Source organism: Pseudonocardia wallangbongensis (assembly GCF_054486945.1).
In genome coordinates, this window is record NZ_JBRERS010000001.1 from 917,104 (window position 1) to 931,341 (window position 14,238).

Here is a 14,238-nt window from a genome sequence, read left to right on the forward strand (position 1 = left end):
GTCAGGCCTCGTCCCGCAGCTCCGGGCGCAGCTCGAAACCGTCCGGGACCTCCTGGGTGATCTCCCGGTAGACGTTGCGGACCAACGTCGGGATGTGCGGCGAGATCTTCTTCATCCAGGCGCTGGGTGGCTGCATCCGCTTGTAGGCCTCGGTCTCGAGCACCTCCGGATCGTCCAGCTCGTAGATGGCCAGGTACTTCGGCTCACCCTCCACGCTGACGAAGCGCCGCCCGGAGCGGAACCCGGGGCAGTGCAGGCGCTCCGGGACGTGCTCCTCGTCGTACCAGCGGTTGAACTCGTCCTCGTAGGCCGGATCGATGTCCATCATCACCAGCAGCAGCCCCGTGCCACGCTCACCCACGGTTGATCCCTCCCATGCGGTACGCCTCCTGGACCAGGTCCATCGCCGCGGCCATGTCGGTCAGCGACGCGAGCGGTGGCTCGCCCGCGCGCACCCGGCGCAGCACGTCCCGGACGAACACCGGGTAGTGCGGCACGTTCGTCGTGTGCGCCCGGACCCGCTCGACGGCGCCGTCGGGGCCGATGACCTCGACGTCCTCGGGACCCGTCGCGATCAGGTAGTGATCGCGCGCCTTGACGCTGAAGCGCATGTCGAACGTCGAGTGCGGGGCGGGCACCAGGTAGCCGGTCTCGACGTGCAGCAGGCGCCCACCGCTGCGCAGCGTCACCAGCGAGTGGTCCTCGACCGGCAGCCCGTACGCCGCGTTCCCCATGACCGCACCGGCCACCTCGACGGGGTCGCCGAACAGCACCCGGGCCAGGTCGATCATGTGGACGGAGAGGTTGATCGTGCAGCCCCCGCCCGAACGGGCCGGGTCGAGCATCCAGCCGCAGCCCGAGTCGGGGTAGCGGTCCGGCGTGCCGGCGATCCAGCGGAACGACAGGTAGTCGATGTCGGCGTCGGCGAACCGCTCGCGCATCACGGTGAGCAGCTCGCTCTGCCGCCACACGAACGGCACCGCGGCGAACGCGCCCTCCGCCGCCGCGCGCTCCGCGAGCGCGCGCACCTGCCCGGCGTCGGTGCCGCACGGCTTCTCCATGGCGAACGGGACCCGCCGGTCCAGCAGCAGCCCCGCCTCCCCCGGCATCTCCGCGTGCTCGCCCAGCGCCAGCACGAAGTCCGGGGACGTGGCGTCGAGCAGCCGCTCGTGGGAGTCCGACCAGGCGCAGCCCAGCCGCTCACCGAGCCGCCCCGCGACGCGGGCGTCGGCGTCGCTGACGCCGACCACCGTGACGTCGGGCAGCTCCAGCAGCGTCGGCAGGTAGAGATCGAGGTGCCAGTGCGACACCCCGATCACCGCAACCCGCATGCCCCCCATCAGATCGACCGGTTGATCCCGCCGTCGACCACGACCGTCTGGCCGGTGACGAAGGCGGCACGCGGCGAGCAGAGGAAGGCGCAGAGGTCGCCGACCTCCTCGGGCCGCCCGACCCGGCGGACCGGGATGCGCTCGGCGAAGCGGCGCAGCTGTTCGTCGAGGTCGATGCCCGCCTGCGCGGCCGCCTTGCCCTGCAGCTCGCGCAGGCGGCCGGTCAGGATTGGGCCGGGGGCGATGTTGTTCACCGTGACCCCGTCCGCGGCGACGTCGTCGGCCAGGACCTTCGCCAGCACCGTCACCGAGGCCCGCGTCGCCTCGGAGACGACGAGCCCAGGGGTCGGTTCCTTGGTGCCGTACCCCGTGAGGTTGACGATCCGGCCCCGCCCGGACGCCCGCAGGTGCGGGAGGGCGGCGCGGGTGAGCCGGATGGCGCTCATCAGCACGCCCTCGTGCGCCGCGTCCCACGCCTGGTCGTCGGACTGCGCGAACGTGACCGCCGGCGGTGGCCCGCAGTTCACGACGAGCACGTCGAGCCCGCCGAGCAGCTCGACCGCCCGGTCGACGAGGCCGGCGACCTCCGCGGCCACACCGAGGTCGGCCGCGACGCCGCCGGCCGCCCCGATCTCGTCGGCGGACGCCGCGAGCCGCTCCCCGTCGCGCGAGGAGATCACCACCCGGGCGCCCTCGGCCGCGAGCGACGCCGCGCAGGCACGGCCGAGGCCCTGGCTCGCGGCGGTGACGAGCGCCCGCGTTCCGGCCAGACCCAGATCCATCGGCTCAGGCCCCCGGCCCGCCGAGCGGCAACGCGTCCGCCGCGGACACGTCGGCCGGGTAGACGGTGCGCAGGTCGCCCCCCTGCCACTGGACGAGGATAGGCACGATGTACTGGTTGGCGCCGGTGTCGTCGTAGCCGACCTTCCCGGGCGGCACCGCCGATCCCGGGCCCTCGGTGAAGTCCGCGGTGGCCAGGGCCTCGCGGATCCGCTCCGGGTCGCACGTGGCACCCGTCTCCATGATCTGCGCGAGCTCGTGAACCGCGGCCCAGGACTCGCCCGCCTCCTGCGGCATGAAGACCCCGTGCTCGTCGCGGTAGGCGGCGGCGACCTCGGGCACCCCGGGCAGCTGCAGGTCGGCGTTCCAGGCCGCCGCGGCCATGATCCCTTCCGCGTCCGGCCCGAGCGCCGCGGCGAACTGCGGGGTGAGCGCCCCGCCGCCGCCGGACGACGCGATCGGCGTGGTCACCCCGCGCGCCCGCAACCCCTTGATGATGAGCGAGAGGTCGGAGACGTTGCCGCCGAGCACGATCACGTCCGGCTGCGCGTCGGCGAGCCTGCTCACGATGGGGGTGGCGTCGGAGATCGCGTTCGGGAAGATCACCTGGTCGAGGACCTCGACCCCCTGCTGCTGCGACCCCGCGACGATGCCGGCCGTCTGCGCCTTCGTGGAGGCGTCGTCGCTGCCGGCGACGGCGACCGTGCGCAGCGGCCGGTTCTGCTCGCCGTACACACCGACGAGCGCCTTCATCGTCTCCGTGCCGAACGCGGACGCCTTCGGGGCGATCTGGAACAGGTACCGGTAGCCCTTCTGCGTCAGCTCGTCGACGAACGACTGCGTGATCAGCGGGACCTTCTGCGTCTCGGTGGCGATCACGGTGGTCAGGGTCATGCTGCTCAGGTACGAGCCGACGACGGCGGACATCGTGCCGTCCTGCAGCATCTGCTCGGTGACGGTCTTGGCCTGCCCCGGGTTGTCGGAGCTGGTGTCCGCGCTGACGATCTCGATCTGCGCCCCGCCCAGCGCCTTGACGCCCCCGGCCCGGTTGATCTCGTCGGCCGCGAACTGCATGCCGGACAGGGAGTTCTGGCCGTTCTCGGCCCAGACCCCCGAGAGCGGGTAGGGCGCCCCGATCTTGACGGTGTCGCCGCACTCGACCGCGGCGTCGGAGCTCTCCTGCGTGGCGATCCCGCCGCACGCCGAGCTGAGCACGACCAGGCCGGCCGCGGCCGCCGCGCCGAGCATGCGCCGGGCGGTCACCTGACCGCTCCTGCCGGGAGGAAGGAGCCGAGGAACGCCAGGGAGGCGGCGAGCCGTTCCCGCTGGTCGGCCACGCCGGGGTGGTTGTCCAGCCCTTCGACCGACAGCCGGTACGGCTCGGCGCGGTCGATCGACGTGAGCACGCCCATCAGGGAGGTCAGGTCGGCGACGCCCTCCCCGGGGTAGCACCACTGCACGTCGAACCCGCGCCGGTGGAAGCGGTCCTCGACGTAGCGCGACTCGATCCGGAAGTCCTTGGCGTGGCCCGCCGGTGCGAGCGGGGCCAGCGCGGCGACGACCGTCAGCGGGTCCTGCAGCGCGGAGATCGGGTTGATCAGGTCGAGGAACACCCCGACCCGGTCGCCGCCCACCCCCTCGATGATCTCGACGTACTCCTCGGCGGTGAAGTCCGAGTGGTTCTCCAGCAGGATCCGCCCGTCGCCGGGCACCTCGTCGACGGCGCGGCGCAGCGTCTCGGTGACGTAGCGCTGCTCGGCCACGATCCGGTCCGGGAACGCCATCAGCTCGTTGCGGTAGAAGCCCGAGGAGACCCGCGTGAACGGGCTGCCGATCGCCTCGGCCAGCTCGGCCCACTCCCGGATGCGCGCCACGCCCGACTCGACCGTGTCACCGTCGCCCGCCCGGCCGACCACGTCCCCGGACAGCGTGATCTCCAGCCCCAGCTCACCGGCGAGGCCGCGCAGCTCCTCCAGTCCCGCCCGCGGGCGGCCCCGGACGTGCACCGCGTTGAACTGCACGAACGCCGCGCCGAGGTCGGCGACCTCGCGCATCACGTCCTCCAGAGAGATCTCGCCCTCGGCGAGACGGCAGTGGTAGGAGAGCGTGTCCACGCCCAGCACGACGGCCACGGCGGTGTCCCTTCGTCAACGTTGTCGAACGGAGCTCTTCGGTTACTCGTGGGTCCAGTTCTCGATCTCTGCGGCGATCCGCTCGGTGTCCGGCAGCAGGCCCGCGAGCAGGCTCGGCGCGGCCGGGATCCGGGTGTCGGGCAGCCCGATCCGCAGCGGCGGGCGGCGCAGCGCCACACCCGCGCCGGCGACGCGGGCCACGACCTCCGCGCCGAAACCACCGGTCACGTTCGCCTCGTGCAGCACCGCGAGGCGCCCCGTCCGCCGCACGCTCGCGAGTACCTCGTCGGTCGGCAGCGGGTTGAGCCAGGGCAGTTCGACGACCTCGATCGACACACCCCGCCCGGCGAGCACCTCCGCGGCCTCCACCGCGCGGGCCGTGATCGCCCCCCACGTGACGACCGTGGCGTCGGTGCCCTCGCGCCGCACCCGCAGCCCGCCCAGCGGCTGCACCGGCCCGTCGAGCACGACGTCCTGCTTGCCCGCGCTGTAGAGCGTGCGGTTCTCGATGACGACCACCGGGTCGTCGCTGTGCACGGCCGCGACCATGATGTCGTAGGCGTCCTGCGCGGTCCACGGCATCGCCACCCGCACGCCGGGGACGTGCAGGAACAACGCCTCCAGGCTCTGGCTGTGCTGCGCGCACGCGCCCGGCGCCGAGCCCTGCTGCGTGCGGATCACCACCGGCGCCGCCACCTCGCCGCGGCTCACGTACCGCACGTTGGACAGCTGGTTGACGATCTGGTCGAACGCGACGAGCGAGAAGTCCACCCACATGATCTCGACGATCGGGCGCCTGCCCAGCATCGCCGCACCCACCGCGGAACCGAGGATGGCCGACTCGCTGATCGGGGTGTCGAACACCCGCTCGCCGAAGTCCCGGCGCAGCCCACGGGTCACCCCGAAGATCCCACCGGCCTCGGCGATGTCCTCGCCGTACAGCAGCGTCTCGGGCAGCTCGGACAGGCAGCGCCGCAGCGCGGCGTTGACCGCCTCCCCGTAGGTCAGCTGCCGGACCGGGCGGGCGGTCTCCGTCTCCCGAACGGCCGTCTCAGACATAGAGGTGCTCCTTCGCGCTCGCCGGGTCGGGGAGCGGCGCGGCCAGCGCCTCGGCCGCCGCGCGCTCCATCTCCTCCCGGGCCGCCCGCTCGCAGCCGTCGATCACGTCCTCGCCCACGCCCGCCGCGCGCAGCCGGTCGCCCAGCACCACGACCGGCTCCCGCCGGCGCGCCTCGTCCAGCTCGCCGGGGCGCCGGTACTGCTCGGCGTCGCCGATGTAGTGCCCCACCAGCCGGGCGGTCATCGCCTCGATCAACGTCGGCCCGCCGCCCTCGCGGGCCACCTCGAACGCGTCGCCGAGCCGTTCGCGCACCACCGCCGGATCGTTGCCGTCGATCCGCTCCCCCGGCATCCCGTACGCGGCCGCGCGCCGGTGCAACCGCGGGTCGCGCACCATCTCCTCGATCGGCGTCAGCTCCGACCACGAGTTGTTCTCGCAGACGAACACCACCGGCAGGTTCAGCGCGGCCGCGAAGTTCATCGCCTCGTGCACCGCACCCTGGTTCATCGCCCCGTCGCCGAACACCGTGAGCGCCACCCGGTCCGAACCGTCGTACCGCCCGGCGAGCGCGGCACCGGCGGCGATCGGCGCCCCGGCCCCCACGATGCTGTTCTCGCCGAAGAACCGGTGCGCGGGCGCCGTCAGGTGCGCCGACCCGCCCCGCCCGCCGTTGACCCCGGTCGCCCGGCCCAGCACCTCACCGAACAGGGCCGCGGGCGCCACCCCGCACGCCAACGCCCACGAGTGCCCGCGGTAGGTCGCGAACACCGCGTCCTCGTCCCGGACCAGCCCACCCGCGCCCACCGGAATCGCCTCCTGGCCGATACCCAGGTGGATCGACCCCACCGCGTCGCCCGCCAGCCGCAGCTCGCGGACCTTCTCCTCGAACACCCGCATCCGCCAGACCTCACGCAGGTCGGCCAGCACCTGGTCTTCCACGTCCGTCCCCCCGAATCAGCCTGCGGCGAGGCGCTGGCCGCCGTCGACGGCGAGCGCGACGCCGGTGATGAACGCCGCCTCGTCCGAGGCGAGGAACAGGGCGGCGTGGGCGACGTCCCACGCGGTGCCCATCCGGTTCTGCAGCGGGACGTGCGAGTTGCGTTCGGCGATCACCTGCTCGCGGGTGGCGCCGTCCCGCCCGACGCGGTTCTCGATGGCCATCGGGGTGTCCATGAGGCCCGGCAGGATCGCGTTGGCCCGGATTCCGTGAGCCGCGTTGGTGATCGCGATGTGCTCGGTCATCGTCACGACCCCGGCCTTCGAGGTGCGGTACGTGACGTAGGGGTAGTTGATCAACGCCGCGAGCGAGGAGATGTTCGTGATCACTCCACCGCCCTGATCGCGCATCACCCGGATCGCGTGCTTGCAGGTCAGCACCATGCCCTGGAGGTTGATCGCGGTGATGCGGGCGAACGCGTCGGCCTCGATCTCCGCGATCGGGGCGTCCCCGCCCGAGATGCTCACCCCCACGTTGTTGTGCAGGATGTCGATCCGCCCCCACTGCCGCACGCAGGCCGAGGTCATCGCGACGATGTCGTCCTCGCTGGTGACGTCCGCGCGGACGGCGACGGCCTCGCCGCCCTCGTCCACGATCTGCTTGACGGTCTCCTCGGCCGCGACCAGGTCGCGGTCGGCGGCGAGGACCTTGGCGCCCTCCCGCGCGAGCAGCACCGCGGTGGCGCGGCCGTTGCCGGCCGTCTGCCCCGGCGTCTGGCCTGCCCCGACCACCATGGCCACCTTGCCGGCCACGCGCTGCCCCATGTCGCAGACCCCTTCGTCGCCTTCGAGATCACAAGTTTTCAAATAGTGAATACTTGCGGCAATTCCTGAACAACGGTAGGCAGGACCCCACGGAACGTCAAGGAGACGGAGTGCCAATGGCCCTCGTGCCCTACCTGTCCGAGTCCGACCTCGCCGAGAACGACCGGACCCTGCTCAGCCGCCCGATCAACCTCTTCCGCGCGCTGGCCAACTCCCCCGACGCCCTGCGCCACCACTCGGAGTTCGGGAAGTGGATCCGCCACGAGTGCGAGCTCGACCCGCGCCTGCGCGAGCTCGCGATCCTGCAGGTCGGATACCTCACCGCGAGCCCGTACGAGTGGAGCCACCACATCAAGATCGGGCACGACTTCGGGGTGTCCGACGACGACGTCACCGCACTGATCGCGGCCACCGCCGGTCAGGAGCACGGGCTCGGCGAGCTGGAGTCGGCCGTGCTGGCCGCGGCACGCCAGATCACCACGGACATGCGCATGACCGACGAGACCTGGGCGTTCCTGCACGAACGCATCGGGAAGGCGCGTCTCGTCGACCTCGTCATGGTCATCTCCTTCTACAACGCGGTGGTCCGCATCCTCGGGACGCTGCAGATCGACGTCGAACCGGACTACGCGGCCTACCTGGAGGCGTTCCCGCTGCCCGACGGCCGCCACCCGGCTCAGAGTCCGAGGTAGGCACGCTCGAGGTAGTCGCTGTCCATCAGCTCCGCGCGGGTGCCGCGGAACGTGACCTCCCCGGTGGTGAGCACGATCGCGCGCTCGATCACCTCGAGGGCCTGCGTCGCGTTCTGCTCGATGAGCAGGATCGACACGTCGAGCTCCCGGTGGATCTGCGCCAGGCGCTCGAACATCTCCTCGACGATCACCGGTGCGAGCCCGAGGGACGGCTCGTCGAGCATCAGGAGCCGCGGCCGCAGCATCAGGGCGCGGCCGACCGCGAGCATCTGCTGCTCGCCACCGCTCAGCGACCCGGCGAGCTGTTCCGCCCGCTCGCGCAGCTTCGGGAACAGCGAGTAGACCTCGTCCAGCAGCTCGGCGCGCGAGACGTCCGGCGGGGTGACGTAGGCGCCGAGCGCGAGGTTGTCGGCCACCGTCAGGGACGGGAACACGCGCCGCCGCTCCGGGACGTGGGCGATCCCCGCGACGGGAACCTCGTGCGGGGCGAGGCGGACCAGGTCGACCTCACCCATGGTGATCGTGCCCGCACTCGGCCGGACGAGGCCCGAGATCGCCTTCAGCAGGGTCGACTTGCCCGCGCCGTTGGCCCCGAGCACTCCCGCGAACTCGCCGGGGCGCAGCTCGAACGACACGTCGACGAGGGCCCGGATGCTCCCGTACGCGGCACAGAGCCCATCCACCCGCAGGGCCGCGGGCTCGGCGGGACGGGCCGCCCGCGCCCTCACTGCTGTTCCCGGAAGGTCTTGGCGGCCTGCCGTCCGATGTAGGCCTCGACGACGTGGGGGTCGGTCATGACCTCCCGCGGCGGGCCCTGCGCGATGAGCACCCCGTGGTCGAGCACGAGGATCCGGTGGGAGAGCTCCATGATGACCCTCAGCACGTGTTCGATGACGATGATCGTGAGGCCGCCGTCGTTGAGCTTCCTGATCACGCCGATGATGGCGCGGGTCTCCTGCTCGGTGAGCCCGCTCATCATCTCGTCGAGCAGCAGCAGCCGGGGCGCCAGCGCGAGCGCGCGGGCGATCTCGACCCGCTTCTGGTCCGCCAGCGGCAGCGCGTCGACCTGGGTGGCCTGCAGCGCCTCCATCCCCAGCAGCTCGGCCACCTCCGCCGCCCGGCGGGCGGCCGCCGCCATCGTCGGGCAGACGGTGCTCGCCGCGAGCGTCACGTTCTCGGCGACGGTCATGGCCCGGAACAGCCGCACGGACTGGAACGTGCGCGCGACGCCCATGCGCGCCACCCGTTCCGGCGGCCGGCCGCTGATCAGCTGGTCGCCGATCCGGATCGTGCCCGACGTCGGGCGGACGGCGCCCGCCACCGCGTTGAAGCTCGTGGTCTTCCCGGCGCCGTTGGGTCCGATGATGCCGAGCAGCTCGCCCTCGTCCACCGTGAAGCTCACGTCGTTCACCGCGACGAGGCCGCCGAAGCGCACGGTCATGTTGTCGACGCGCAGCAGTGGGGCGCTCATCGTTTTCCCCCTCCGACCGGCTGGGGTGGCGGGTCGGGCGCGGCGGCCGGTTCCGGTGCCGCGCGGGCCCCGGGCCTGCGGCGCAACCACCGCATCGACATGATGCCGCGCGGCTCGATCCAGAGGATCACGAGCACGACCAGCGCGTACACCACCAGGTTGAACCCGGCCGGGTAGGCCGAGAGCCCGGAGTTCAGCAGCTGCTGCAACGGCACGAGCAGCACGGCGCCGATCACCGGTCCCCACAGCTTCCCGGCACCGCCGACGAACGCGATCACCGCGATCTGGGTGGCGACGGCGGCTCCGAACGCGCTGTCCGGGTCGATGAAGCCCAGGTACTGGATGTAGACCGAACCCGCGAGCGCGCAGGGAACGGCGCTGATCGCGAGCCCGGTCAGCTTCACCCGGAACACGAGCACGCCGCAGGCCCGCGCCGCGTCCTGGTCGGCCTGCACGGCGCGCAGCTGCAGGCCGAGGCGCGAGCGCAGCACCAGCCACGTCACGACGAACGCCACCGCCGCGAGCAGCAGCGCCACGTAGTAGAAGGCGAGCTTGTCCTCGAACGCGAACCGCGCCGGGTCGTTGCCGAGCAGGGGCAGCGTGAGCCCCACCTCGCCGCCGGTGAAGCCCTCGAAGTGGCCGGTGAGGATCGCGAAGACCAGCGTCAGCGCGAACGTGGAGAGCGCCAGGTAGATGCCTCGCAGCCGCAGGGTCACCACGCCGAGCAGCACCGCGACGACGACGGCCAGCACGACCCCGCACCCGAGCGCCAGGTAGGCGTTGATCCCGTAGTGCGTCTGGAGGATCGCCGAGCTGTACGCGCCGAGGCCGAAGAAGATGCTGTGGCCGAAGGAGATCTGCCCGCCGAACCCGCTGATCACGTTCCAGCCCAGCGACGTCGCCATGAAGATCAGGGTGAGCGTCACGACGCTCAGGACGAACTGGGTCTGGATGAACCAGAACGGCAGGCTCGCGGCGAGGACCAGCACCACCGGTCCGAGCACGCCGGTGGAGCGCAGTGCAGCTCCCAGGGCCGATCGGATCGCGTTCACGCGTGGGCCCCCCGCCCGGCGAGGATGCCCTGCGGGCGCAGCACCAGCACGAGCACGAACGCGAGGAACAGGCCCACGTCCTGCAGGTCGACCGCCACGTAGATCGCGGTGAGCTGCTGGATCACGCCCACGAGCAGGCCGGCGACGAACGCGCCGACGACGTTGCCGAGCCCGCCCATCACCACCGTGACGAACGCGATGATGAGGAAGTTGGCGCCGGTCGTGGGCGTCACGGGGTAGTACGTGGCGAGCACGCAGCCGGCCACCCCGGTGAGCATGATCCCCACGCTGAAGCTCACGGCGTAGACCTTGTTCGGGTCGATCCCGACCATGGCCGCCATGTCCCGGTCGTCGACCGTGGCGCGGATCGCCTTGCCGTAGAGGGTGCGCTGCAGGAAGTGGTAGAGCACCAGGAACACCGCCAGCGCGATCACGAAGGACACCAGCCGCGCCTGGGCGATGAACACCCCGAACACGTCGTAGACGGCGGGGAGGACGCCCTGCACGGCCCGCGGCGACGGACCGAACGCCATCAGCAGCAGGTTCGAGATGAGGATCGAGACCGCGAGGGTCAGCACGAGCTGCCCGTGCTGGGCGTCGACGGCGCTGATGCCTCGGATCGAGAGCGTTCGCCGGACGAGCAGCCGGTAGACGACCGCACCGAGGGCGAACGACACGACCGCGACCGGCACGATGCCGAGCAACGGGCTCAGCCCGAGCGAGGTGAACAGCATCACCGCGCCGAACATCCCCAGGGTGACGAAGTCGCCGTGCGCGAAGTTGATCACGCGCGTGATCCCGAAGATCAGCGTGAGGCCGCTGCTGAACAGGCCGTACAGCCCGCCGACGAGCACTCCGCTGGCCAGCGTCTGCAGGAAACTCGTCACCGTCGTTCACCCTCCCGGACGGGCTGGTCGTCCGGGATCGACGACCGGCGCACCTTCGACGACACGGCACCCGCCACCACGACGAGCACGACGACGGCCCACATGGCGCCGGCGAGCGGGGTGGAGACGAAGTACCAGGGGTCACCCGCCCCGAGGTAGAGGCCCTGCACCAGGTACTTCTCGATCAGCGGGCCGAGCACCAGCCCCACGAGCAACGACGCGAGGCTGAACCCGAGCTTGCGCAGCACGTACCCCAGCACCCCGGCGGCCAGGACCACGTAGATGTCGATCATGTTGTTCTGGTAGCTGAACGCGCCGATCATCGCGATCACGACGATGAGCGGGACGAGCACGTGGCGCGGCGTCCGCAGCACGCGCACCCACATCCCGACCATGGGCAGGTTCAGGACGAGCAGCATCACGTTCGCGACGTACATCGCGGCGACCACCGACCAGAAGATGTCCGGGTGCTGCGTGATGAGCAGCGGGCCGGGCTGGATGCCCTGCACGACCATCGCCGAGACCATCAGCGCGAGGGTGGCCGAGAACGGCAGCCCGAGCACGAGCACCGGGACGAGGCTCCCGATCGCCGCGGAGTTGTTGGACGCCTCCGGGCCCGCGATGCCTTCCACCGCGCCCTTGCCGATCTCCCGGCGGTACTTGGACACCGCCTTCTCGACCCGGTACGAGGTGAACGTCGACAGCGTGGCCGAGGGCACCGGCAGCAACCCGAAGACGAAGCCGATGAGCGAGCCGCGCCCCCACGGGGCGCAGGCCCGCCGCCACTCCTCGCGCGTCGGGAGGAGCTCCCGGAGCGCGACGTGCATCGGCCTGCGGTGCGGAACCCGGTCCTCGAGCATGAACAGGAGCTCCGACAGCCCGTACAGGCCGACCGCGACGGCGACGAGGGACAGGCCGAGCGACAGGTCGAGCAGCCCGAACGTGAACCGGTTGTAGCTGGTGGCGGCCTCGCGCCCGACCGTCCCGAGCACCACGCCGATGATCATCGGGAAGAGGCCGGACGCGAGGCTCCCGCCCGCGATGCGCGCGAGCGCGATCAGGCCGCCCGCGGTGAGAGCGAAGAACTCGGCCGGACCGAAGTTGAGCGCGATGTCCGAGAGCAGCGGGGCCATGGACACCAGCAGGACCAGGCCGACCGTTCCGGCCACGAAGGAGCCGACGGCCATGATGGAGAGGGCGGCACCGGCCCGCCCCTTCTTGGTCATCTCGTGCCCGTCGAACGTGGCGACGATCGCGGACGTGTCGCCGGGGATGTTCAGCAGCACCGAGGTGGTGGACCCGCCGTACTGGGCGCCGAGGTAGATGCCGGCGATCATGATGAGCCCGACCGCGGGCTCGTAGCCGAACGTGATGGGCAGGATCAGCGCCGCCCCGGCCACCGGCCCGAGGCCCGGCAGGACCCCGATCAGCGTGCCCGCCAGCGCGCCGACGAGCGCGGCGAGCAGCAGCCCGGGGGTGAGCGCCAGGCCGAGGCCGTAGAGCAGTCCGTCGAGGGCGTTCACCAGATGCCCTCCGGCAGGCGGATCATGAGCACCTCGATGAAGAAGGCCGAGACGCCGACGCCGAGCGCGGCCCCGTAGGCCAGCACCCGCCACCACGCGAGCTCGCTCAGCACGCGCAGCATCACGATCAGGTACAGCGTGGCCGCGACGTACTGCCCGAGGATCGGCAGCAGGAGCGCGAACCCGACGGTGCAGCCCGCGAACAGCACGACGAGGCGCAGCTGTTCCCCGCGCGGGACCTCGACCGGCCCGCCCGTGTTCGCGCCGAACGCGCTCTCGACCATCAGGGCGACGGAGATCGCGGCGAACGCGATGCCGACCCCCCGCGGGAACAACCCGGGCCCGGGTTCCGCGAGCTCGCCCACCGGGATCAGGAACGACTCGACGGTGTAGCCGATGGCCACGACGAGGCCGACCACCCCGAGAACGAGGCGGCCTCGGCGCTGGGGGTCGGCGAGAACCGCCTGGGGAAGCCCGGTCATGAGTGGATCAGCCCTCCGAGAGCTGGATCGCCTCGCGGCTGGCGTCGACCGACTTCTGGATCCACGCGTCGAGCTCCGGCCCCGACAGCGGGTCGGGGAGGTAGCCGTTCTCCTTGCACCACCGCGCCCATTCCTCGCTCCGCGCCACGGTGGCCGCGCTCGCCGTCAGCTTCTCGGCGACGTCCGGCGGAAGGCCGTTCGGCGCGATGGTGAGGTAGTCGGAGCTGAACGGGATGTCGAACCCCGCATCGCTGAAGGCCACGGCTCCGGGCAGGAACTCGTCGTACGCCGGGCGCCCGGTGTGGGCGAGCCCGCGCAGCTCGCCGCTCTCGACGAGCCCGAGCTGCGCCGACGCGGTCGGCATCGCGGCCTCGGCCTGACCGCCGAGGACGGCGCGCACGGCCTCCCCGGCGCCGCCGCTGAACGGGACGATGTTCAGGTCGATGCCGGCCTGCTTCTCGAGGGCCAGCAGCGCGAAGGTGTTGTTGGTCAGGCGGCCGGTGGTGCCGACGCGCAGCTGGCCCGGGCTCGTCCGCGCCGCCTGGATGAAGTCGTCGAGCGACCGGAAGGGCGAGCCGGCCGCCACCAGGAGCGCGTTCGGCGCCTCGACCATCTTGACGACGCTCGCGAAGTCGCTCGGCTCCCGGTACGAGAGCTGGTCGTTGACGAGCGGCTGGACGATGATGCCGGTCGCGGACGTCAGGCCCAGCGTGTAGCCGTCCGGAGCGGCCTCGACGACCGAGGAGACGCCGATCGTCTCGTCGCCGCCCGGGCGGTTGGTCACGGTGGCGCGGGTCCCCAGCTCGCCGGCCAGCAGCCGGGAGAACTCGCGTCCCACCGGGTCGGTGGAGCCGCCGGGGCTGTAGGGCACCACGTAGTCGAGATCCTGCGAGGGGTAGTCGGCGGCGGCTTCTCCGCTGCCGGCGGTGCTCTCCCCCGCCCCGTCGCCCGCGGGGCCGCTGGAGTGGCCGCAGGCCGGAAGCACCAGCACCAGTACTGCGGCGAAGGCGGATACCGCCCCACGCACCCTGCTCCTGACCACGAGCACCTCCACGACGTCGTGTAGG

At 71.8% G+C, this 14,238-nt stretch carries 16 protein-coding genes; 1 reads left to right on the forward strand and 15 read right to left on the reverse strand.

Features of this window, described 5'->3' with window-relative positions:
• Position 1: 1 nt before the first annotated feature.
• The 8 genes from ACU436_RS04315 to ACU436_RS04350 are packed head-to-tail and all read right to left on the reverse strand — an operon-like array spanning position 2 to position 7,064.
• Entirely contained in the window at positions 2-361 is a 360-nt protein-coding gene (locus ACU436_RS04315; RefSeq protein WP_459021826.1) for a hypothetical protein, read from the reverse strand.
• On the reverse strand, positions 354-1,331 hold the full coding sequence (locus tag ACU436_RS04320; protein WP_459021828.1) for a Gfo/Idh/MocA family protein: 978 nt from the start codon (positions 1,329-1,331) through the stop codon (positions 354-356). Before ACU436_RS04320 ends, ACU436_RS04315 begins: the two co-directional genes overlap by 8 nt.
• Positions 1,332-1,339: 8 nt before the next feature.
• Complete coding sequence (locus ACU436_RS04325) at positions 1,340-2,113, reverse strand: SDR family oxidoreductase (RefSeq protein WP_459021830.1); 774 nt, start codon at positions 2,111-2,113, stop codon at positions 1,340-1,342.
• 4 nt (positions 2,114-2,117) lie between these two features.
• The gene (locus ACU436_RS04330) at positions 2,118-3,374 is read right to left on the reverse strand and encodes an ABC transporter substrate-binding protein (RefSeq protein ID WP_459021831.1); all 1,257 of its coding nucleotides are present in this window, start codon (positions 3,372-3,374) and stop codon (positions 2,118-2,120) included.
• Entirely contained in the window at positions 3,371-4,243 is an 873-nt protein-coding gene (locus tag ACU436_RS04335) for a sugar phosphate isomerase/epimerase family protein (protein ID WP_459021833.1), read from the reverse strand. Before ACU436_RS04335 ends, ACU436_RS04330 begins: the two co-directional genes overlap by 4 nt.
• Positions 4,244-4,285: 42 nt before the next feature.
• Positions 4,286-5,302, reverse strand: a complete 1,017-nt coding sequence (locus tag ACU436_RS04340) for an alpha-ketoacid dehydrogenase subunit beta (RefSeq protein WP_459021835.1) — start codon at positions 5,300-5,302, stop codon at positions 4,286-4,288.
• Complete coding sequence (locus ACU436_RS04345) at positions 5,295-6,242, reverse strand: thiamine pyrophosphate-dependent dehydrogenase E1 component subunit alpha (RefSeq protein ID WP_459021836.1); 948 nt, start codon at positions 6,240-6,242, stop codon at positions 5,295-5,297. The genes ACU436_RS04340 and ACU436_RS04345 overlap by 8 nt, the downstream gene beginning before the upstream one ends.
• 15 nt (positions 6,243-6,257) lie before the next feature.
• The gene (locus ACU436_RS04350; RefSeq protein WP_459021837.1) at positions 6,258-7,064 is read right to left on the reverse strand and encodes an SDR family NAD(P)-dependent oxidoreductase; all 807 of its coding nucleotides are present in this window, start codon (positions 7,062-7,064) and stop codon (positions 6,258-6,260) included.
• 116 nt (positions 7,065-7,180) lie between these two features.
• On the opposite strand from ACU436_RS04350, the gene ACU436_RS04355 reads away from it, so the two are divergent.
• A complete protein-coding gene (locus ACU436_RS04355) occupies positions 7,181-7,756 on the forward strand; it encodes a carboxymuconolactone decarboxylase family protein (RefSeq protein WP_459021839.1) in 576 nt (191 codons plus the stop codon).
• Here the strand turns inward: ACU436_RS04355 and ACU436_RS04360 are convergent.
• Genes ACU436_RS04360 through ACU436_RS04390 form a run of 7 tightly spaced genes read right to left on the reverse strand, consistent with a single transcriptional unit; the run spans position 7,741 to position 14,213 of the window.
• A complete protein-coding gene (locus ACU436_RS04360; RefSeq protein WP_459021841.1) occupies positions 7,741-8,484 on the reverse strand; it encodes an ABC transporter ATP-binding protein in 744 nt (247 codons plus the stop codon). The genes ACU436_RS04355 and ACU436_RS04360 overlap by 16 nt on opposite strands.
• Positions 8,481-9,227: an ABC transporter ATP-binding protein gene (locus ACU436_RS04365; RefSeq protein WP_459021843.1), complete on the reverse strand. Its 747-nt coding sequence runs from the start codon at positions 9,225-9,227 to the stop codon at positions 8,481-8,483. Before ACU436_RS04365 ends, ACU436_RS04360 begins: the two co-directional genes overlap by 4 nt.
• Positions 9,224-10,279 carry a branched-chain amino acid ABC transporter permease gene (locus ACU436_RS04370; RefSeq protein ID WP_459021845.1) on the reverse strand — a complete coding sequence of 352 codons (1,056 nt, stop codon included), beginning with the start codon at positions 10,277-10,279 and terminating at the stop codon, positions 9,224-9,226. Before ACU436_RS04370 ends, ACU436_RS04365 begins: the two co-directional genes overlap by 4 nt.
• Positions 10,276-11,166 carry a branched-chain amino acid ABC transporter permease gene (locus ACU436_RS04375; RefSeq protein WP_459021847.1) on the reverse strand — a complete coding sequence of 297 codons (891 nt, stop codon included), beginning with the start codon at positions 11,164-11,166 and terminating at the stop codon, positions 10,276-10,278. The genes ACU436_RS04370 and ACU436_RS04375 overlap by 4 nt, the downstream gene beginning before the upstream one ends.
• Positions 11,163-12,689 (reverse strand): tripartite tricarboxylate transporter permease, encoded by a 1,527-nt coding sequence (locus tag ACU436_RS04380; RefSeq protein WP_459021849.1) that lies wholly within the window; start codon positions 12,687-12,689, stop codon positions 11,163-11,165. The genes ACU436_RS04375 and ACU436_RS04380 overlap by 4 nt, the downstream gene beginning before the upstream one ends.
• Positions 12,686-13,171 carry a tripartite tricarboxylate transporter TctB family protein gene (locus ACU436_RS04385; RefSeq protein ID WP_459021851.1) on the reverse strand — a complete coding sequence of 162 codons (486 nt, stop codon included), beginning with the start codon at positions 13,169-13,171 and terminating at the stop codon, positions 12,686-12,688. Before ACU436_RS04385 ends, ACU436_RS04380 begins: the two co-directional genes overlap by 4 nt.
• Positions 13,172-13,178: 7 nt before the next feature.
• The gene (locus ACU436_RS04390; protein WP_459021853.1) at positions 13,179-14,213 is read right to left on the reverse strand and encodes a Bug family tripartite tricarboxylate transporter substrate binding protein; all 1,035 of its coding nucleotides are present in this window, start codon (positions 14,211-14,213) and stop codon (positions 13,179-13,181) included.
• Between the last annotated feature and the right edge of the window lie 25 nt (positions 14,214-14,238).

Bases quoted from the DNA above. Each gene is read 5' to 3' on its own strand.
- ACU436_RS04325 (WP_459021830.1), bottom strand. From the start codon at position 2,113: ATGGATCTGGGTCTGGCCGGAACGCGGGCGCTCGTCACCGCCGCGAGC.
- ACU436_RS04320 (WP_459021828.1), bottom strand. From the start codon at position 1,331: ATGCGGGTTGCGGTGATCGGGGTGTCGCACTGGCACCTCGATCTCTAC.
- ACU436_RS04350 (WP_459021837.1), bottom strand. From the start codon at position 7,064: ATGGGGCAGCGCGTGGCCGGCAAGGTGGCCATGGTGGTCGGGGCAGGC.
- ACU436_RS04355 (WP_459021839.1), top strand. From the start codon at position 7,181: ATGGCCCTCGTGCCCTACCTGTCCGAGTCCGACCTCGCCGAGAACGAC.
- ACU436_RS04385 (WP_459021851.1), bottom strand. From the start codon at position 13,171: ATGACCGGGCTTCCCCAGGCGGTTCTCGCCGACCCCCAGCGCCGAGGC.
- ACU436_RS04365 (WP_459021843.1), bottom strand. From the start codon at position 9,227: ATGAGCGCCCCACTGCTGCGCGTCGACAACATGACCGTGCGCTTCGGC.
- ACU436_RS04340 (WP_459021835.1), bottom strand. From the start codon at position 5,302: ATGTCTGAGACGGCCGTTCGGGAGACGGAGACCGCCCGCCCGGTCCGG.